Source organism: Companilactobacillus halodurans (assembly GCF_009600995.1).
GTDB classification, from domain to species: Bacteria; Bacillota; Bacilli; order Lactobacillales; family Lactobacillaceae; genus Companilactobacillus; species Companilactobacillus halodurans.
This window is the reverse complement of record NZ_VDFO01000016.1, coordinates 12,487-30,701: the sequence shown is the minus strand read 5'-3', so window position 1 is coordinate 30,701 and position 18,215 is coordinate 12,487. Positions and strand designations below refer to the sequence as shown.

At 35.1% G+C, this 18,215-nt stretch carries 18 protein-coding genes; 17 read left to right on the top strand and 1 reads right to left on the bottom strand.

From position 1 onward, the window contains the following. The first annotated feature begins 24 nt into the window (after positions 1 to 24). Genes FHL05_RS05465 through FHL05_RS05455 form a run of 3 tightly spaced genes read left to right on the top strand, consistent with a single transcriptional unit; the run spans position 25 to position 4,017 of the window. Positions 25 to 2,397, top strand: coding sequence for an ATP-dependent DNA helicase (locus tag FHL05_RS05465; RefSeq protein ID WP_153384792.1), 2,373 nt, complete (start codon positions 25 to 27; stop codon positions 2,395 to 2,397). Then, entirely contained in the window at positions 2,387 to 3,103 is a 717-nt protein-coding gene (locus tag FHL05_RS05460) for a hypothetical protein (protein WP_153384791.1), read from the top strand. The genes FHL05_RS05465 and FHL05_RS05460 overlap by 11 nt, the downstream gene beginning before the upstream one ends. Next, the gene (locus FHL05_RS05455) at positions 3,100 to 4,017 is read left to right on the top strand and encodes a sce7725 family protein (RefSeq protein ID WP_153384790.1); all 918 of its coding nucleotides are present in this window, start codon (positions 3,100 to 3,102) and stop codon (positions 4,015 to 4,017) included. The genes FHL05_RS05460 and FHL05_RS05455 overlap by 4 nt, the downstream gene beginning before the upstream one ends. Before the next feature lie 180 nt (positions 4,018 to 4,197). On the opposite strand, the gene FHL05_RS05450 is transcribed toward FHL05_RS05455, so the two are convergent. Then, the gene (locus tag FHL05_RS05450; RefSeq protein ID WP_153384789.1) at positions 4,198 to 5,061 is read right to left on the bottom strand and encodes an NAD(P)-dependent oxidoreductase; all 864 of its coding nucleotides are present in this window, start codon (positions 5,059 to 5,061) and stop codon (positions 4,198 to 4,200) included. Positions 5,062 to 5,209: 148 nt separating this feature from the next. On the opposite strand from FHL05_RS05450, the gene FHL05_RS05445 reads away from it, so the two are divergent. From FHL05_RS05445 to FHL05_RS05385, 14 genes are all read left to right on the top strand, one after another. Beyond that, positions 5,210 to 6,061: a YitT family protein gene (locus FHL05_RS05445; RefSeq protein WP_153384788.1), complete on the top strand. Its 852-nt coding sequence runs from the start codon at positions 5,210 to 5,212 to the stop codon at positions 6,059 to 6,061. A gap of 100 nt (positions 6,062 to 6,161) precedes the next feature. Then, positions 6,162 to 6,743: an NAD(P)H-dependent oxidoreductase gene (locus tag FHL05_RS05440; protein ID WP_153384787.1), complete on the top strand. Its 582-nt coding sequence runs from the start codon at positions 6,162 to 6,164 to the stop codon at positions 6,741 to 6,743. Between the two features lie 273 nt (positions 6,744 to 7,016). Beyond that, positions 7,017 to 8,579 carry an LTA synthase family protein gene (locus FHL05_RS05435; RefSeq protein WP_153522221.1) on the top strand — a complete coding sequence of 521 codons (1,563 nt, stop codon included), beginning with the start codon at positions 7,017 to 7,019 and terminating at the stop codon, positions 8,577 to 8,579. Between the two features lie 81 nt (positions 8,580 to 8,660). Further along, positions 8,661 to 8,897, top strand: a complete 237-nt coding sequence (locus FHL05_RS05430) for a hypothetical protein (RefSeq protein ID WP_153522219.1) — start codon at positions 8,661 to 8,663, stop codon at positions 8,895 to 8,897. 137 nt (positions 8,898 to 9,034) lie between these two features. After that, on the top strand, positions 9,035 to 10,144 hold the full coding sequence (locus FHL05_RS05425; RefSeq protein WP_153384785.1) for a DMT family transporter: 1,110 nt from the start codon (positions 9,035 to 9,037) through the stop codon (positions 10,142 to 10,144). Positions 10,145 to 10,256: 112 nt separating this feature from the next. Next, on the top strand, positions 10,257 to 11,171 hold the full coding sequence (locus FHL05_RS05420; protein WP_153384784.1) for an aldo/keto reductase: 915 nt from the start codon (positions 10,257 to 10,259) through the stop codon (positions 11,169 to 11,171). A gap of 34 nt (positions 11,172 to 11,205) precedes the next feature. Beyond that, positions 11,206 to 11,799, top strand: coding sequence for an NAD-dependent epimerase/dehydratase family protein (locus tag FHL05_RS05415; RefSeq protein WP_153384783.1), 594 nt, complete (start codon positions 11,206 to 11,208; stop codon positions 11,797 to 11,799). Positions 11,800 to 12,006: 207 nt separating this feature from the next. Beyond that, complete coding sequence (locus tag FHL05_RS05410) at positions 12,007 to 13,071, top strand: extracellular solute-binding protein (RefSeq protein WP_238333951.1); 1,065 nt, start codon at positions 12,007 to 12,009, stop codon at positions 13,069 to 13,071. A gap of 36 nt (positions 13,072 to 13,107) precedes the next feature. Then, positions 13,108 to 13,284: a hypothetical protein gene (locus FHL05_RS12545; protein WP_238333950.1), complete on the top strand. Its 177-nt coding sequence runs from the start codon at positions 13,108 to 13,110 to the stop codon at positions 13,282 to 13,284. Continuing rightward, positions 13,268 to 14,152 carry a carbohydrate ABC transporter permease gene (locus FHL05_RS05405; protein WP_153522217.1) on the top strand — a complete coding sequence of 295 codons (885 nt, stop codon included), beginning with the start codon at positions 13,268 to 13,270 and terminating at the stop codon, positions 14,150 to 14,152. The genes FHL05_RS12545 and FHL05_RS05405 overlap by 17 nt, the downstream gene beginning before the upstream one ends. Further along, positions 14,145 to 14,963: a carbohydrate ABC transporter permease gene (locus FHL05_RS05400; protein ID WP_153522215.1), complete on the top strand. Its 819-nt coding sequence runs from the start codon at positions 14,145 to 14,147 to the stop codon at positions 14,961 to 14,963. The genes FHL05_RS05405 and FHL05_RS05400 overlap by 8 nt, the downstream gene beginning before the upstream one ends. A gap of 8 nt (positions 14,964 to 14,971) precedes the next feature. Next, positions 14,972 to 16,063, top strand: coding sequence for an ABC transporter ATP-binding protein (locus tag FHL05_RS05395; RefSeq protein WP_153384780.1), 1,092 nt, complete (start codon positions 14,972 to 14,974; stop codon positions 16,061 to 16,063). Then, positions 16,056 to 16,895 carry a metallophosphoesterase family protein gene (locus FHL05_RS05390; RefSeq protein WP_153384779.1) on the top strand — a complete coding sequence of 280 codons (840 nt, stop codon included), beginning with the start codon at positions 16,056 to 16,058 and terminating at the stop codon, positions 16,893 to 16,895. The genes FHL05_RS05395 and FHL05_RS05390 overlap by 8 nt, the downstream gene beginning before the upstream one ends. A gap of 136 nt (positions 16,896 to 17,031) precedes the next feature. Further along, on the top strand, positions 17,032 to 18,069 hold the full coding sequence (locus FHL05_RS05385; RefSeq protein ID WP_153384778.1) for a zinc-dependent alcohol dehydrogenase: 1,038 nt from the start codon (positions 17,032 to 17,034) through the stop codon (positions 18,067 to 18,069). Positions 18,070 to 18,215 lie beyond the last annotated feature (146 nt).

Sequence of the window (18,215 nt, the reverse complement as noted above, 5' to 3'; positions counted from 1 at the left end):
CTTAGTAATTTATGGAGGTAAGTCATGTCGGCCAAAATTGGAATTCGTCAGTTAGTTGAATTTGTGTTACGCAGCGGCGATTTGAACGAAACTAAGAATAGTCAAAATACCGCTTTAAATGGAGCACGGATTCATCGAAAGCTTCAGAAGTCACGTTCTAAAAATAGCGATTACGAAAGTGAAGTCTACTTAAAAACTGACGTTTCCATGAACGATACTGATTACATAATTTCTGGTCGAGCAGATGGAATAGAAGCAACCAAAGATAAATTGACGATTGAAGAAATTAAAACCTCCGACCAAGCGTTTGATGATTTAAGCGACAATACCTTGGAACTTTATTGGGGACAGGTCAAAGTTTATGGATACATCCTTTTACAAGAACATCCAGAATTTGACCATGTTACTTTGCGATTAACTTATTTTCAAGTTCGTAATCAAGAAATTACTAGCCAGGATCAAATTTTTGAGCGTACAGATTTAACAAAATTTTTCCAAAGTTTGATTGACGAATATGAATATTGGTTAGTTCTTCGAGCTAAATTACGCAAAACTAGAAACGATTCTATCAAAGAATTAAAGTTTCCTTTTCCAAAATTTAGAACTGGTCAACATGAACTAGCAGCAGCTGTTTATAAGACAATTTATTTAAAAAAGCGATTATTTGTTGAAGCACCGACTGGAACCGGAAAGACGATTTCAACTTTGTTTCCAGCCATCAAGGCAATGGGTGAAGAACGCGTTCAGCGATTATTTTATTTAACAGCTAAACAAAGTACGCGCCAAGTTGCTGAAGAATCAATTAAGTTGATGGCAAGTAAAGGTTTAAAACTAAAGAGCATTACTTTAACAGCTAAAGACAAGATTCGCTTTCCTGAAGAAGATGTGCCACCGGAAGAAAATCCTTATATGATTGGTTATTATGACCGCTTGAAACCGGCTTTAGCAGATATGTTAACTAATGTTGACGCCATTACGCGTGAGGTAATAGAAAAGTATGCACGTAAGCATACCGTTGATCCTTTTGAATTTTCGCTGGATGCCTCGCTTTTTTGCGATGTGATTATTTGCGATTACAATTATCTCTTTGATCCACTAGTTTATTTACAACGATTCTTCATTGAAAAAGATACCGACAATTTCTTTTTGATCGATGAAGTTCACAATTTGGTCAGTCGTTCGCGTGATATGTATTCTGCCGAAGTTTCCGATGAAAAAATTGCAGGATTACTAAAAATGGCGCGAAAAATCAAAACTAAAGCCAGTGCTGATTTTCAAACGGAATTAAAAAAGGTCCGCAAAATCTTCAATCAAATGAAGAAAAGCCTCAAAGAAACTGATTTAACTGAGCAAATATCTAGTGAACCACCTGATAAATTGGTCAACGCAATGGGAAAGTTCGACGACTTTTTTGGCGAGTGGGCTAATGAACAAAAGCCTTCTGATTTCTTGGATGCAGCTAAAGATTACTTCTTCACCTGCTTGACCTTTGTCAAAATAGGAGCGTTATATGATGATACCTATAAAACTCGAGTCGTCCTAGAAGATAAAAAAATTATCGTCAAACAACTATGTTTAGATCCCAGTCACTTTATTGACGAATCGTTGAATCTTGGATTAGGAGCAGTCTTGTTTTCAGCCACCTTGTCACCAATGGACTACTATCAAAGTGTTTTGGGAGGAATTGATAATAGCTTAGCATATCAATTGCCATCACCCTTTCCAGTCAACAACCAAAATATTTTGATAACGCAATACATCCAAACGACTTATAAACAACGTCCATTCAGTCAAGATAGTATCGTCGAAAGTTTATTTGCTTTGATTTCCAGCAAAACGGGTAATTATCTTTTCTTTTTCCCATCTTATGGGTATTTAGAACAGATTAAAATGGCGTTTCAAAATAAGTATCCTGATGTTAAAACGATGGCTCAAACTAATGCCATGGACAATGATGCTCGAAGCGACTTTTTAGCACAATTTAAAAAAGACCCGAAAGAAACGTTAGTTGCTTTTTGCGTTTTAGGAGGGATATTTTCTGAAGGCATTGATTTAGAAGGAAATAGATTGATTGGAGTCGCCATAGTTAGCGTTGGTTTACCAGGATTAAGTGCTGAAAATAATTTGATTCGCGATTATTATAATGAAGCAAATGGACATGGTTTTGAGTATGCTTACCAAATGCCCGGGATGAACAACGTTTTACAAGCTGCCGGCAGATTAATACGGAGCAGTCATGATCAAGGGATTATTTTATTATTGGATCAAAGATTTGCTAGTTTTCGCTATACGAAACTTTTTCCACCGCATTGGCGAAATTATCAAAGAATCAATTCTTTGAACCAATTAACACAGACGGTGGATAACTTTTGGAAAGGAAGAAATTATGAAGACTAAGTTGACCAAAGATTTAGAAGCAACTTTGTATCAGTATTGCTATGAACAAGGGTCTTATGTTGTTGAAGAAGTTTCGATGCCTGATAAAAAAGGAATTGTCGATACTTTGAGCTATCAGCAATTGCCAAATGGCGAAATTGATTGGCGTTGTTATGAATTGAAGGTCACTAAAACTGACTTTCATTCAAAAGCTAAATTGTCTTTTATCGGCAATTATAACTACTTCGTGTTACCGCAAAAACTGTATCAAGAAGTTTCAGAAGAGATTCCCACCCATATTGGCGTTTTAATCTATCGAGCTTTTGACAAAAAGGCAATTGAGAATTCGCCGCAGACTTTGCGCGCTCCCGGATTTTTAACCGTGGCTAAGAAAGCCCAATTTCAAGAATTACAAGTGGATGAAACTAAGTTGACTAGTCACTTTATAGCTTCGTTATTTCGAGAGGTCGATAAAGCAAAAAAAGTCGAAAAAGGGTTGCAGCTGTATTCTGATGACCGATTGTTCAAGGAATTAAAGAAGCGAATGAAGGGCGGCTATGATGTTTATAGTCCTGATAACAATTTATATGACCGCTTCGTTAACGATTTAAAGGATGAGTCAATTCAAGCGTTGCAAGATGAATTAGATGCCCGAAATGCTGAATATCAAGAGTTGAAATTAAAGTTGCAACAACAATATCACCCCAATCTGGAGGATAAATTATGACATACTATCCTTATTTACGTGGTCGAATGTACGATTTGTTAGCTTTAAAAGAGCTCTGTGAAAACAGACAATTGAGCTTTAAAATAGTGCCCATTATCGAACCAGTACGTGATTCTAAAGAACTGTTGCAGACGGTACAGACTTTTATCAAGTATCAACAGCCATTTGGAATCGTGGCTAATCCTCAAGTCAGTGTTTATGGATTGAACGATACGAAACTTTATCCACTGCCTGATATGAGAAAGCTGTCTTTTTTTCATCCCAGTGCCATTTTGGCAGCCGATTTTAGCAGTGACTTTTTAAAAACGGTGGATAACCAAGAATCGTTACTGATTGTCAGAGATTATCAAATGCTTTTAGCCTATCAAAAAACAAAAGTTTTACACACTGTTGATAAAGTTCTTATTCCCGACGTAGCTAGGATTCATAGATTAGTACCTAAAAAAGCCGTCAAATTAAGTGACCCGCTAACTTTTGTTCGACATGTGGAAGACTATCAATTATTGAATGATGAATTTTTTGAGCCTGCTGATTGGTATCGTCAAGTTGATGATTACCATGGATTTGGCGACTATTCGATGGTCGGCCATGTTTATTTTGATAAAGGGATGCCGGCACGAGCAATTTCTTTACATCTGATTTATGTGACTGAAGATGGAACGTTAAGGATTCATCATTTTGTTTCTGACAGCAATGAAAAAATGAGCGGTCAAAAGCAAAAGTTTTTTGAAGCATTAAATAAAATGGTTATTTGGTGCGATAAAAATATTAATGGACTTAATTTGACCCCAGCTTTAACAACCTTGTTAGAATATAGGTGCCAAGACAAATTCCCTGGTTTAGGAATAATCAAGAAATTATCATTGATGCACCATTTCCAATTGATGGGGCGATTATTAGAATTGAAACAATAAAAAAGAAAGCAGAACATAACATGGTCAGCTTTCGAGAATTAACAAATAGCTCTTGGTAATTGTATTTTGATTACCAAGAGCTATTTGTTTTAAGCGTAAAAAGCTTTGTTATGTTCTGCGTTTATGTTGCAATTTAGAAAAATAGTTATATCTCAAATTATTTACTAAGTATTATTTTGCTTACCACCATAACTTAATTAAGGCTTGTGTACCATCATCACCGAGCTTTTTGTCGTCGACTAAAGTTTCATAAAGTTTTTTAGCTTGTTTAGTTGCTGGTAGGTCAAGCTTTAATTTTTCACTTTCATCAAGTGCGATGCGAAGATCTTTTAAGAAGTGTTTAGAATAGAATCCAGGTTTAAAGTCATTATTCAAAATCCGGGGTCCATAATTTTCCAAGCTCCAATTATCTCCGCCACCGCCTTCAACGGTTTCAAGAACGGCTTGAAGATCTAAGCCGGCAGCTTTGGCATAGACAAACATTTCTGTTAGGCCAGTCATAGTACCGGCAATCATGATTTGGTTAGCCATTTTAGCGTGTTGACCGGCACCAAAACTTCCGAAGTAGTGATTAGTTTTACCAATTATCTTAAAAATTGGTTGAATAGTTTCAAAAGCTTCTTTAGAACCGCCGACCATAATTGTTAGTTGACCATTTCTAGCCCCAACATCGCCACCAGAAACTGGTGCATCAAGAGCTTGGACGTTCATTTGGCTTGCTTTTTCACCAATTTTTTTAGCTAAAGTTGGCGTACTAGTAGTCATATCGACAATGATTTTGCCGCTAGTTAATCCGGCGAAGATACCATTGTCCTTGAAGTAGACATCTTCGACATCTTGAGGAAATCCGACCATTGAAAAGATAATGTCAGCTTTTGAAGCAACATCTTTAGGGTCAGAGAACCAATTAGCACCTTTATCAATCAAAGGTTGAGCCTTAGATTTTGTTCTTGTATAAATATCGACACTATAACCTGCTTTTAAAAGGTTGTTGATAATGCCACTTCCCATGACTCCGGTACCGATAAAACCAATTTTTTGCATAATATGACCTCCAATTATTATTTCAATTATATTATACGAAAAATTAACGTGACAATAATTTGTTTGCTATAATTCAACTATTGTTGAAAATTTATAGATATTTTATAAAAATGCATCAATAATTTTGTATAGAAAGGGAGGGGATTTCATGAAATTTGTTAAGGACTATTATAAAAGTATTCTAGCCGCCATTTTTTACGGAGTGACCTCAGCTTTAGGAATTCAATTGCTCTTGCAGCCTGCTAAACTTTATACCAGTGGAGTTACAGGTGCGGCGCAGTTGATTGTCAACTTGCTGAATCAATTTTCCGATATTAGTACGCCGGTTTATTTATGGTACGCTTTGCTTAACTTGCCACTGATAGTTTTAGCCTGGTTTAGATTGGGAAAGAAATTTACGATTCTATCAATTATTTCTGTCGTTTCTGCATCGATTTTTATTTTGATTATCCCACTTTATCCGTTGACTAAAGATCCAGTACTATCATCAGTTTTTGGAGGAATCCTTTCCGGAGCAGGGATTGGTCTTTGCTTTAGATATGGCTTTTCAACTGGTGGTACCGATATTATTGCTCTGATTATTCAAAGAAATACCGGCCGTAGCGTTGGGCAAGTTAGTTTTGCTATCAATGCAGTAATCATCGTGATTGCGGGATTTGCCTTTGGCTGGGAATTGGCACTTTACACAATCATCTCGATTTATATCACTAACACAGTGGTCGATAAGATTTATATTCAGCAACAAAAGATTACGGTTACGGTTTATTCGCATAAAATTGATGAGATTTCAAAAGAACTTCTGAAGACCTTAAATCGTGGCTTAACTCTGGATTATCACTTGCAAGGTGCATATTCGGGAGAAGAAATCGGCTCGATTACGATGGTTCTAACGAAATATCAGCTGTTCTTTGCTAAAAAGATTATTTTGAATATTGATCCAATGTCATTTATCAATATTCAACCTACGATGTCGATTGCCGGTAAGTTTAGCGACAGTTAAGACAATTCATTTTTGAAAATTATTGTCCTTATTTCTTGGGTCAAAAAAACTTCGGCAAAATAATATACTAAGGATAACGAGTCGTAAGGAGATTTTGAATATGAAAACCATTATTTACACTCATCCTTATCCTGGAAGTTTTAACCATGAAATTTTGAACCGTTTATCTTGGTATTTTTCAAGAAATGATGAGGAATATGAAATAATCGATCCGTATTTTGATAATTTTAATCCTAATTTGTCAGAAGCAGATTTACTGTCTTATAGTCAGGGCAAAACTGAGGATGTTCTGGTAAAAAATTATCAGCGCCGAATTGCTGCTTCTGATGAATTAATTTTTATTTTTCCTATTTGGTGGCAGACGATGCCAGCCATGTTAAAGGGATTTTTAGATAAGACGATGCTAAGCGGCTTTGCTTATGATGAAAGTAATGGTTGGAAAGGCTTATTGACCAATATCAAGAAAGTAACCGTTATAACGACATCGACTGTTACTAAAGAATATCTTGAAAAAGAATGTGGAGACCCAATTCAAGGTGTTTTCATTGATCGGACCTTGGATGACTTAGGAATCAATCCCCAAAACGTCAATTGGGTTCATTTTGGCCGTGTGAACGTAACGACTGATGAAGCTCGACAAGAATTTTTGGAAAAAGTTCCTCAATACTATTTGAATAAATAAATTTATAACGCCTATCAAAGTATAATAAATTTGATAGGCGTTATAATATTCTCTTGGTAGCAAAATATACAACTGGATATAAAAGCGTTTTAGCGTATCATAGACTGTATGATTTAAAACAAACTACTGTTTATTTTCATATTGAGTAAAATTAATTAAATCCGGTTATTTTGAGGAAATCAATGATGCCGCTTTTACAAAAAGGATTATTTTTATCATGAATCTTAGAAATATAATCTGAATTGTTGCTTAATTTATACTGGGGGTTTATTAATGCATACGAAACAATCAAGAATCGTGCACTTTTTGCAATTCATTTTTATAGTTTTATCGGCTTTTGCTGTTGGTTATTTACTTGAATTTTCACAGATGAATTCAATTATCAATACTAATATGATTCTCTTTAAAACTAACGTGAAGCCGTACTTATTGACCGTTCTTATTTTGTTTTTACTTTATTTAGGCTTTTATGGAATCTTTAATCGGTTCTTTTACGCGACAGCAGGCTTTTATGTCCTGTTCGGTATTTATGTCATCGTAAACTGGCTAAAGGTGAAGTATCGTTCTGAACCAGTTTTGCCAACTGATTTACTGATGCTTACTAATACTAAGCAATTGCTATCGATGGTCACTTGGAAGATAGTTATTTTAGTAGTTGTAGCTTTAGTAGTTGGCATAGCTATTTGTATCTTTTTAGAAAAGCTCTTTTCTCATGAACTTATGCGATTTAATCCAGTTATCAGAATTATCTTTATTATTTTAGCCATTTTTAGCATTGCTGGATTTTATAATGTTAATCGAGAAGGCTCATGGAGCAACCGTTTCATGACTAGTCTAGGCTATTCTAATTTCACGCCTAATATCAGTATGACAGCGCAAAGCAATGGTCCGTTGTTGACATTCTTGGGCAACATGCATGTCGACATCATGGACAAGCCTTCAGATTATAGTCCGCAAACGATGAAAAAAATAGTCAACAAGTATCAAAATGTGGCTGACAAAATCAATAAAAAACGTCCTAATAATAATTTGGACAAACAGACCTTGATTTACGTCTTGAGCGAAAGTTTCTCTAACCCAAGTCGAGTGCCAAACATCAAGCTCAATGAAGATCCAACTCCAAATATCAATAAAATCAAATCTGAAAACACTTCAGGCTTGATGCTGAGTTCTGGATATGGCGGTGGAACTGCCAATATGGAATATATGACTTTCACCGGCTTAGCGTTCAATCAATTTTCTAAGTCATTGCAATCACCCTATACACAATTGGTGGTTAAACAAAAGCATCCATTGAATATCGTCAACGACTTTGAAAATTCAGCTGCTATCCATCCTTACTATTCTAATTTCTATGATCGAGATAAGGTTTATGACAAGTTTGGACTGCAATCATTTAGAACGTTAGATTCTAAAGGAAAATTAGCACTCAAATATAAGGATACTAGTGGCAGCAGCGAATTCGTCAATGATGAGTCATCTTATAAGGATACTCTATGGCAGGTCAACCAAGTTAAAGGTGGCCAATTCATCAGTTTGGTTACGATGCAAAATCATATGCCATATAATATGAGTTATCCTGATAACCAATTCAAAGCCACTGGAACGGCTACTAGTCTACTTTTACAAGCAGGAACCTATTCAAAAGGTTTGAATATAACTGATGGTGCCACAAAGACTTTCTTGGATAAATTGGATGCCATTAAGAAACCAATCACTGTGGTTTGGTATGGTGACCACTTACCCGGAATCTACGATAAGAATTCGATGGAGAAGTATAATGTCGTTCAACATGAGACGGATTACTTCATCTATAGTAATAAATATGCCCTTTAGCATAACTATGGAACTAAGAAATTAAATGGATCGACTAAGATTACTGATCCTAATGGCTTTATTCCTTTAGCTTTGAAGCAGATGAAACAACAAGTTACGCCTTACTACGCTCTTTTAACAAAGGTTCAAGAAGATATTCCGGCCATGGCTAAAAACAGCGTTGGTAAGAGTGAGAACTTGTATGTAAATTCAAAGGGTAAGCAAGTCACTTATTCAGAATTATCTAAGAAACAAAAACAATTATTACACGATTATAAATTGGTTCAATATGATTTAACCGCTGGAAAAGGTTATACTAGAGCCAATATAAACAAATAAAAAAGTCGAAATGTCAAGAGTTAATTCAAGACATTTTGACTTTTTTTGTAATTGGAAACATTTTCAATGTTTTCAACCCCCAAAACAGGAGTACACTGAACATATTCACTTGCAAAAAATGGGGATGAAATTAAGGTTTGAATTTAAAAAAGCTTCTTTACATACTAATACCAACTTTTCTCTTTAGTTCAATGGAAATCGCTCTGAAGATAGCTGGGGGACAGTTTAATCCAATTGAATTGAATTTTATTCGATTCTTGATTGGTGGACTAGCATTATTACCATTTACGATTATTCATATGAAGAAGAATAATGTAAAAATCACAGGATCCGGCTGGGGTCGTATCGCTTTGACAGGATTCGTCATCGTCGTTTTGAGCATGACGTTGTATCAATTGTCGATAGGGATGGCTAAAGCATCAGTCATTGCTATTATGTTAAGTGCTAACCCAATCTTTGGCTTAATTATTGGTTTCGTATTCTTGAGGGAAAAACTTTCCAGAACCAATGTTTTAGCTTTGATTTTGACTTTGGTGGGATTGTTGATTATTATCAATCCATTTAACTTAAATGGTGCCATGGGTATCATGTTAGGTTTATTGTCATCAATCATCTTTGGTGTTTATGGCGTTATGTCACGTGTCTACGGTGGGAAAATCGGCTTGAATGGTCTTTCCATGACATGTCTAGCATTCTTGTTTGGTGCTGGTGAATTAGGTGTCTTGATGGGAATTAGTCACATCTCAGCTGTAAGTAGCGCTATTCCAAGCAACTATTCAGAGTTTAGCAATATTCCTTTCTTCCAAGGAATCACATTACAAACTTTTCCATTGATTTTATACATTTCAATCTTGGTTACTGGTGTAGCCTTTGGCTTGTATTTCTTATCAATGGAAAAAGTTGGTATCCTACAAGCTTCATTGATTTTCCTAGTTAAACCAGCTCTAGCACCTGTTCTATCACTTTTGATCTTAGGCGAAGCAATGACCGGAAATACTATCTTTGGTATCGTAGTTATTCTGTTAGGATCATTAGTTACATTGATGGGCGAGAAGATGGCTTACAAAGTTATGGCAATTTTCAGACGCAACAATCCAGAAGCACATCAAGAAGTTGACGAATTGGAAGTTGTTAAAGATAAACTGGAAAACAGTGAATTAGCTAAAGGCCGTAAAGCTGCAGAAGAAGCAGTTCGGACTAAATTAGAAGAAAAATCTGAAGAAAATGATGTAACTTCTGAGGATTAATTAGATAAATGATTACTAATAAGATTATGCATAATTTTGCATAATCTTATTTTTTTTGGCTTTTTTGAGCTATCATAAAGGTAACGTTTTCAAACAGGAGGTCTTTAATTTTATGGAAAACTTGGTCAAAATTGGTAGTACAAATGTAACAAGTAAAAAGATTGGTTTAGGGACTAACAAAGTCGGTGGACACAATCTCTTCGATAATTTAAAAGATGAGGACGGATATGCAGTCGTCAAAGAAGCTATCGATAAAGGAATTACCACGTTAGATACCGCCTATATGTATGGCGCTGGTCGTTCGGAAGAAATTATTGGCGATGTAATCAAAGATTACGACCGCAGCAAATTAGTGATTGCTACAAAGGCAGCTCAAGATCCTGATAATGATTTGAAAAATAATAATAGTCCAGAGTTTTTAAAAGATGCTGTTGATAAAGCTTTGAAACGCTTAAAGACAGATTATATCGATATCTTTTATATTCATTTCCCAGATGAAAAAACACCTAAAAATGAAGCTGTAGCTGCTTTAAATGAATTGAAGCAGGCAGGCAAAATCAGAGCAATTGGTGTTTCTAACTTTTCTTTAGATCAAATCAAAGAAGCTAACAAAGATTCGCTAGTTGATATCGTTGAGGATAATTACAGCTTGTTGCATCGGGATGCTGAAAAAGAATTGTTCCCATATTTGAAGAAGAATAATATCTCATTCGTACCATATTTCCCATTAGCTTCAGGTTTGTTGACCGGCAAGTATAGTGCGGCTGATTACAAGAAATTTACTCAATTCAGTCAAGCTCAATTTAAAGACGTCATTTCTGCTATTGATAAAGTCAGAAAGATTGCTGAAAAGTATGATGCAACAGTCGCCCAAGTTATTTTAGCTTGGTACATGAAGAATCCAGATATCTCAATCGTTATCCCTGGAGCAAGAAAGCCAGAGCAAGTCGACCAAAATGTGAAGTCACTCGATGTCGAATTGGGTAATACGGATTATCATGCTATTGACGAAGCATTTGATTTATAATGAAACAATTTTAATTGAAGGAGAAATATAAAGTATGTCAAAAAAAGTCGTAATTTTTGGTGCTAATGGATTTCTTGGCGGAGAATTTGCTGAACAATTTATTGAAAATGGCGATTCAGTTGTCAGCGTCTCTAGAACCGGTGAACCATTAGGAAATAAGTCTTGGTATAGCAAAGTTGATTGGAAAGTTGGCAATGCCTTATCTAAGGGTTTTTGGACACAATACTTGAAAGATGCTGATGTAGTGGTTGATACGATTGGCGAATATCAAGAAGATGCTAATGAGGATCTTACTTTTAGAAAGGTCAATTATCAAAGTGCTTTAAATATTGCCGATGCTGCTGAAGAAAATAAAGTTCCAATCTTTATTTATATTTCAGCGGATGATATTCCAGGTGCTAATGAGAAATATATCAGCACAAAACGTGATGCTGAAGAGAATTTGAACAAACGTAATTTTAGAACTATTATCCTCAGACCATCCAGAATGGTTACCGATGATGATGTTGTTGATAGCGATTCGCCTCACAGAAGTATTCCTGCCAGTATGGTTGCTTTAGCTGGATTGGATGCTGTTGATAATGCTAAAGAAAATGTCATTTTAGGTGTTAATGATATTGATAGTTAAAAATTATTTAATAAAGGAACTCTGATTGATTTTATATCAATCAGAGTTCTTTTGTTTTCATATTTATTCAAAAAGTGCAAGAATTTTTTGTCGACAATTTGTAAATTTTAAAGCAAAAAATTTACGAAATCTAAACAAAAAATATACCTTTTTTATACAACTGCTAGTTATGATTAATTCGATTTAAAAAGAACGGGGAGAAAAAATATGAAATCGAATTTATTTAAAAAGGTTCTTTTGACACTTGGAATATTGTCATTAGCTGTACTCTTTGCAGGGTGTGGAAAGAAAACTTCTGCATCAAGTGTAAAACACATAACTTATTGGCACGTTAATGCTCAGACTCAAGGTGGGGCAACCGTTGATGAGTTGGTGAAGAAGTTTAATGAAACCCACAAAAATATCAAAGTAACTGCAAAATATAATCCTGATATGTATAAAGGTTTGATGCAAAATCTTCAATCAGCACAAGCTTCAGGAAAAGTTCCTGATGTTACTCAAGTAGGTTGGGCTTATGATAATTACATTTCAAGTAACTTCAAATATATGACACCAACTGACGCTGCTAAGAAGTTTGACGGCAACAATAAATTTATTGATAGTAACTTTACTAAGAGAACATTATCTTTTGCAAAAGATAGCAAAGGCAAGTTAGTTGGTTTGCCATATTCTCTAAGTACGCCAGTACTCTTTATCAACAAAGATCTTTTGAGCAAATATAATATTCAAGAAAGTTCTTTGGATACATGGGAAGGTGTTAGAGAAGCTGCCAAAAAGATCCATGATGAATCTGGCAAGTATGGCCTTTATATCCAAGAACCTGGAGATACATGGGCTCAACAAGGAATTATGCTAAGCAATGGTGCTAAAATCCAAAAAAATGGTAAAGCGGATTTTGCTAGTACTGATGGAATTGCTGCTTATAAGTTCTATCAAGGCATGGTCAATGAAAAATTAGCTTTACATACACCTTGGGCTCAAGGTATGGATTCATTTGTTAAAGGTGATGTAGCAATGGCTTTCACAACTATTGCTCAAGCTTCACATATTAAAAAGAGTGCTAGTTTCAAAGCCTCAGCAATTTTAGCTCCACATTTCAAAGACCATAAAATGGTAGTTCCAGTCGGTGGTTCTATGCTTGCTATTACTGCCCAAGATTCTGGACAACAAAAAGCTGCTTGGGAATTTGAAAAATGGATGTATAAGGCCGAATCATCAGTTACATGGAGTAAAGGTACAGGTTACTTGCCTCCAACAAAAGCTGCACTTTAATCTGCTTCATTCAAAGATTACATCAAAGAAAATCCAATGCTTGAACCTGCTGTAAAAACTTTGGATAATGCTGTTCCATGGACATCATTCCCTAAGAAGGGATTACAAGCTGAACAAACAATGCTTGATGCAAGAGATAAAATCTTATCAGGAAATAATGTCGAATCCACTTTGAAAGCCGCACAGGATGAGATAAATGCTGAACAAAAATAAAAAATTATTACCATTTCTTTACCTATTACCAACAGGAATTCTACTGTTTGTCTTTATGGTAGTTCCTATTCTTTATACGTTTTATCTAAGTTTCTTTGATTGGAACATGATTGCCCCAACCAAGGAATTCGTTGGATTAAAAAATTACATTGAGGTCTTTACAGACCCAGTCAATCAAAAGGTAATCTTGAATACATTGATATATATTATCTTTTTGATTGTTTTGAATTTTGTGATTCCTTATTTCATTTCACTGGTAGTTAAATTTTTCATCAGTAAAATGCAAGGGGTTTATAAAGTTCTCTTCTTCATTCCAAGTTTGTTTTCACTAGTAGTTGGAGCAATGCTGTTAACTTGGATTCTTAATCCAGTTTCTGGCCCAGTCGCTTATATCTTAAAAGGTATCGGCGTCTCAATGCCTAACTGGTCTAACTCAGGGATCCTAGCAATTACAGTGATTTGTTTCATTACTAATTGGAAAGTTTTCGGATATAACTTCATTTTGCTATTAACAGGGTTAGGTTCGATTCCTGAGAATATCATTGATGCTGCCAAAGTTGATGGGATTCCTAAATGGAAATTGATTTGGAATGTGATTTTACCAATGAACCGTGGAATTGGAATTTATGTATTGATTCTAACAATCGTTCAAGGACTGCAATATGTATTTACGCCTATTAATGTAATTACCACAGGTGGACCTTACTACGGATCTTCAAATGTTATCTATCAAACTTATCTCAATGCATTTGTTTTATATAAAACTGGTACCTCATCAGCTTTAGCGATGACGACCTTTGTGATTTTTCTAATACTACTGTTTATTGAGATTCGTTTTGTAGAGAGGAAGACCAATAATTATGATTAAAAAGAAAATAAATCTTTGGCATATACTATTGTTCCTAATTGTTTTAGCAGCGATTTTACCAATCTTATTCATGTTGTCTAATTCTTTTAAAACTTTAAAAGATTCATATGCGACAATGTTAAGTTTGATTCCACTGCACCCAACCTTGAAGAATTTTTCAATGTTGAATCAACAAGTTAACTTGATAGGCTTGACTTGGAATACTTTCTTTATGGCTACTTTGGTAACAGTTGGAAAATTATTGACCGGACTTTTGACAGCTTATGCTTTTAGGAGCTATCAATTTAAAGGAAAGATGTTTATCTATTTACTATTTGTAGCCACGATCTTTGTTCCATTTACGATTGTGATGATACCCAACTATTTAGTAATTTCTAAATTGAATTTGTTAAATAACGTCGTAGGTGTTGCTTTACCACAATTATGCGATGCAACCGGAATAATGATTTTTCTTAAAACGATGGAAAAGATTCCAAATAGTTTGATTGATGCTGCTAAAGTTGACAGTATACCTAATCGAAAAATATTCTTTAACATCGTTATTCCAATTTTGAAGCCTAGTATCGTCAGTGTCGGTGCTATCTTCTTTATAAATTCCTGGAATGAATACGTTTGGCCAACTTTGATTTTGAAAGATAAATCAAGTTTCACTCTGCCTTTAGCCTTACAGAATTACATTTCAAGTGAAGGTGGTACCAATTTTCCATTGGCAATGGCTTTGTCAACAATCATGGTGATTTTGCCATTGGTCATCTATTTAATTTTCCAAAAATATATTCTTAATAGTATTAGCAATAGTGGTTTTAAATAGGAGACTTCATGATTAAAAGTAATGCAACGATTGAATTAAAAAATATTTCTAAAGAATTCAAAAATAGTAAGGTTATTGATGGAATGAATCTTTTCGTTAAGGCAGGGGAGTTTTTGGTTCTCTTAGGTCCATCAGGTTGTGGTAAATCAACTACTTTGAGAATGATTGCCGGTTTGGAAGAACCAACTTCTGGTGACGTACTCATTGATGGTGAAAATCTACAAAAATTGAGTAACGATGGACATGTGATTGCCATGGTTTTTCAAGACTATGCACTTTATCCGAATATGACCGTCTATCAAAACCTTGAATATGCGTTGAAAGTTCATAAAGTTCCTAAAGAAGAACGTCAAGCAAGAATCGAAAGTGTACTAGGAACTTTGAACTTAACAGAATACAAAGACCGTTTACCTTCGCAACTATCTGGTGGTCAAAAGCAACGTGTTGCCGTTGGTCGTGGGATGGTCAAGAAGAGCAAAATTTTTCTACTAGATGAACCTTTATCTAACATCGATGTTCAATTACGTGAAAAGGCTCGTGATGAGATTCAAAACCTGCATGTTATGAATCAACAGACAATTGTTTATGTGACTCATGATCAATTGGAAGCTATGGCCTTGGGCGATCGAATTGCTGTTATGGATCAGGGCATTATTCAAATGATCGATGAACCAGAGAATATTTATAATAATCCTACCAATTTATTTGTTGCTAAATTTATTGGTACACCACAGATCAATGTTGTTGAGGTCGTATTAAGGAATGGTGAGATGACATTAGATGGTGATGTTATCATGTCTAATCTTCAATTAAACTTGGAAGAAAAGAAATATTGTTTGGGGATTCGCCCAGAAAACTTGTCTTGTGCAAGAACTCGTCAAAGTAAGTTTGATTTGAAAGTTAAAATTGATGCTGTGATTGATTATGGACGCTTTGTTCAACTATCAGTTTTAACTTCAGATGGTACAACCTTAAAAGCTATCGTTAATAGTTTTGATTTTATTGTTGGCGAAGAAATTTATATTTCTTTAAGACAGCAAAAGAGCCTTTTATTTGATTGTGAAACTGAAAAAAATTTGTATTGGGGTAAACATGAGTAAATATAAAGTGATTCAAATAACAGATACCCATTTGACTCCAAGGGGTAAAGAAGCATCGAATAATCAGCAAATTGATCCCTATTTAAAGTTGAATAGTATCTTCACAGATATTTCAACAATGCCCGAAAAGCCTGATATGATTGCTATTACAGGTGACTTGATTCATGAAGGAACAGTGATTGATTATGTTGATTTAAGAGAATTGGTAGAAAAAGCCGAAGCTGAATTGAAGATACCTATTAATGTTGTGTTAGGTAATCATGACCGTTTAGAAGAATTCTTTGAAGGCTATGTTCAACAACCAAGTCGTGAGAAATACTATTATCTAAAAGAAACTCCTGAAATGAATTTCTATTTTTTAGATAGTAAATTTCATAATGATGAACCTGGATATTTGGGTGAAGAGCAGTTGGCTTGGTTGAAAAACAATTTAGCAAAATATTCTGATAAAAAATCATTTATCTTTTTACACCATCCCGTTGATGGTCCTGGTATTCACCACATGCGTTATAGCATTTTACAAGAAAGTGATGAACTCATGCAGGTTATAACAGACACGTCAGTTCAAGCAGTTTTTTCAGGGCATATTCACTTTGAAACTTCATTTGTTAAAGCGGGTATCTTAATGCATTCAACTGATTCAAGTGCTTATCACATCAATTGTGATAATAAGAATAAACATCTGATTTATGATGCTACTTACTATGACATTATCACGATTGAAGATGGCGGAATTGAAACTGAAACTAGATGTTTGTATGAAGGCCAAGATATTATCAATGATGTCGATGTTGATGATACAGGCTTTGTGAAAGATAGAACTACAAATTAGTTCTTATAAAATATTAGAATCCGGCCTAATTTTTGGCCGGATTTTTTATGCAAATTTGAATTTATAACCAAATTTAACAATCTTGTGAACAATGCTACAATGAAATCGGATACATAAAGAAAAGAGGCCTTTTTGTATGGATGGAAAAGTTGCTGTTTTGACAAAGACGAATCATATTGAGGTTAAGACATTACCTATTCCAGAAATTAATGATGATGAAATGCTAGTAAAAGTTGAGGGGTGCGGTATTTGTGGTACTGATGTCTTCGAATACAAGAGCGATCCCTTCAAATACATTCCAGTTAACTTAGGTCACGAAGGTACTGGCGAAATCGTTAAGATGGGGAAGAATGTTAAAACTGATTGGACTGGCAAGCCTCTAAAAGTTGGCGATAAAATTGTTTGCGGACCAGCTTTGAATGGCGATATTTACGGTCTAATGGGCGGTGAAGAACACTACTTTAATGGCTGGCTTTCAAATTATATGGTCATCAATCCTAACAGCGTCGTTTTCAATGTTAGTGATATGCCACTAGATTTGAGAATTTTAATTGAACCAGCTGCAGTCAGTTCACACGCCGTAGCTAAATCTAAAGAAATTTATACCTTCAAACACGGTTCAACAGTTGTCGTTCAAGGAGTTGGACCAATTGGCTTAATGGTCATTGCTCAAATGAAGACTTTGGGAGTTCGTCACATTATTGGCGTCGACGGTAACAAGAGTCGTCTTGAGTTAGCTAAGAAGATTGGTGCAACTGATGTTATTAACATTGAAGATGGAGATCCTGTTGAAGCCGTTAAGAAATTGACTGGCGGCAAGGGAGCTAATTTTGCTTTCCAATGCACTGGCTCAACTAAAGGAGCAAGTACGATTTGGAACTTCTTAACTGATCACGGTGGTATTTGTGAAGTTGGATTCTTCGTTGATAATGGCGAAGCAAGTTATAATCCACACTTCAATATTTGTATGCCAGAGACAAAGGTCACTGGTTCTTGGGCTTATGTTCCAGATGATTGGGTCGAAGCAACTGAATTCTTACGTGAAACTAAGAGTGAAGGCATGGATATGACTCAATTGATTACTGATTCTTATCCACTAGATCAAATGAATGAAGCTATGGCTAAGAATATTAGTGGTACTGGCGTTAAAATCGTTTATAAAAACAATGAATAATTGAATTATCAATAATGGAGTTACTTAGACTAAGTTTTTAGTTTAAATAACTCCATTTTTTACGCTAAATTTCACACGCAGGAATAAAAAAATTCCTCCAACTAAACTTTTTATATCTTATCCAATTTTTTTGTGGTAGAATATTT

Bases quoted from the DNA above. Each gene is read 5' to 3' on its own strand.
- FHL05_RS05465 (WP_153384792.1), top strand. From the start codon at position 25: ATGTCGGCCAAAATTGGAATTCGTCAGTTAGTTGAATTTGTGTTACGC.
- FHL05_RS05460 (WP_153384791.1), top strand. From the start codon at position 2,387: ATGAAGACTAAGTTGACCAAAGATTTAGAAGCAACTTTGTATCAGTAT.
- FHL05_RS05455 (WP_153384790.1), top strand. From the start codon at position 3,100: ATGACATACTATCCTTATTTACGTGGTCGAATGTACGATTTGTTAGCT.
- FHL05_RS05450 (WP_153384789.1), bottom strand. From the start codon at position 5,061: ATGCAAAAAATTGGTTTTATCGGTACCGGAGTCATGGGAAGTGGCATT.
- FHL05_RS05445 (WP_153384788.1), top strand. From the start codon at position 5,210: ATGAAATTTGTTAAGGACTATTATAAAAGTATTCTAGCCGCCATTTTT.
- FHL05_RS05440 (WP_153384787.1), top strand. From the start codon at position 6,162: ATGAAAACCATTATTTACACTCATCCTTATCCTGGAAGTTTTAACCAT.
- FHL05_RS05435 (WP_153522221.1), top strand. From the start codon at position 7,017: ATGCATACGAAACAATCAAGAATCGTGCACTTTTTGCAATTCATTTTT.
- FHL05_RS05430 (WP_153522219.1), top strand. From the start codon at position 8,661: ATGAAACAACAAGTTACGCCTTACTACGCTCTTTTAACAAAGGTTCAA.
- FHL05_RS05420 (WP_153384784.1), top strand. From the start codon at position 10,257: ATGGAAAACTTGGTCAAAATTGGTAGTACAAATGTAACAAGTAAAAAG.
- FHL05_RS05415 (WP_153384783.1), top strand. From the start codon at position 11,206: ATGTCAAAAAAAGTCGTAATTTTTGGTGCTAATGGATTTCTTGGCGGA.
- FHL05_RS05410 (WP_238333951.1), top strand. From the start codon at position 12,007: ATGAAATCGAATTTATTTAAAAAGGTTCTTTTGACACTTGGAATATTG.
- FHL05_RS12545 (WP_238333950.1), top strand. From the start codon at position 13,108: ATGCTTGAACCTGCTGTAAAAACTTTGGATAATGCTGTTCCATGGACA.
- FHL05_RS05405 (WP_153522217.1), top strand. From the start codon at position 13,268: ATGCTGAACAAAAATAAAAAATTATTACCATTTCTTTACCTATTACCA.
- FHL05_RS05400 (WP_153522215.1), top strand. From the start codon at position 14,145: ATGATTAAAAAGAAAATAAATCTTTGGCATATACTATTGTTCCTAATT.
- FHL05_RS05395 (WP_153384780.1), top strand. From the start codon at position 14,972: ATGATTAAAAGTAATGCAACGATTGAATTAAAAAATATTTCTAAAGAA.
- FHL05_RS05390 (WP_153384779.1), top strand. From the start codon at position 16,056: ATGAGTAAATATAAAGTGATTCAAATAACAGATACCCATTTGACTCCA.
- FHL05_RS05385 (WP_153384778.1), top strand. From the start codon at position 17,032: ATGGATGGAAAAGTTGCTGTTTTGACAAAGACGAATCATATTGAGGTT.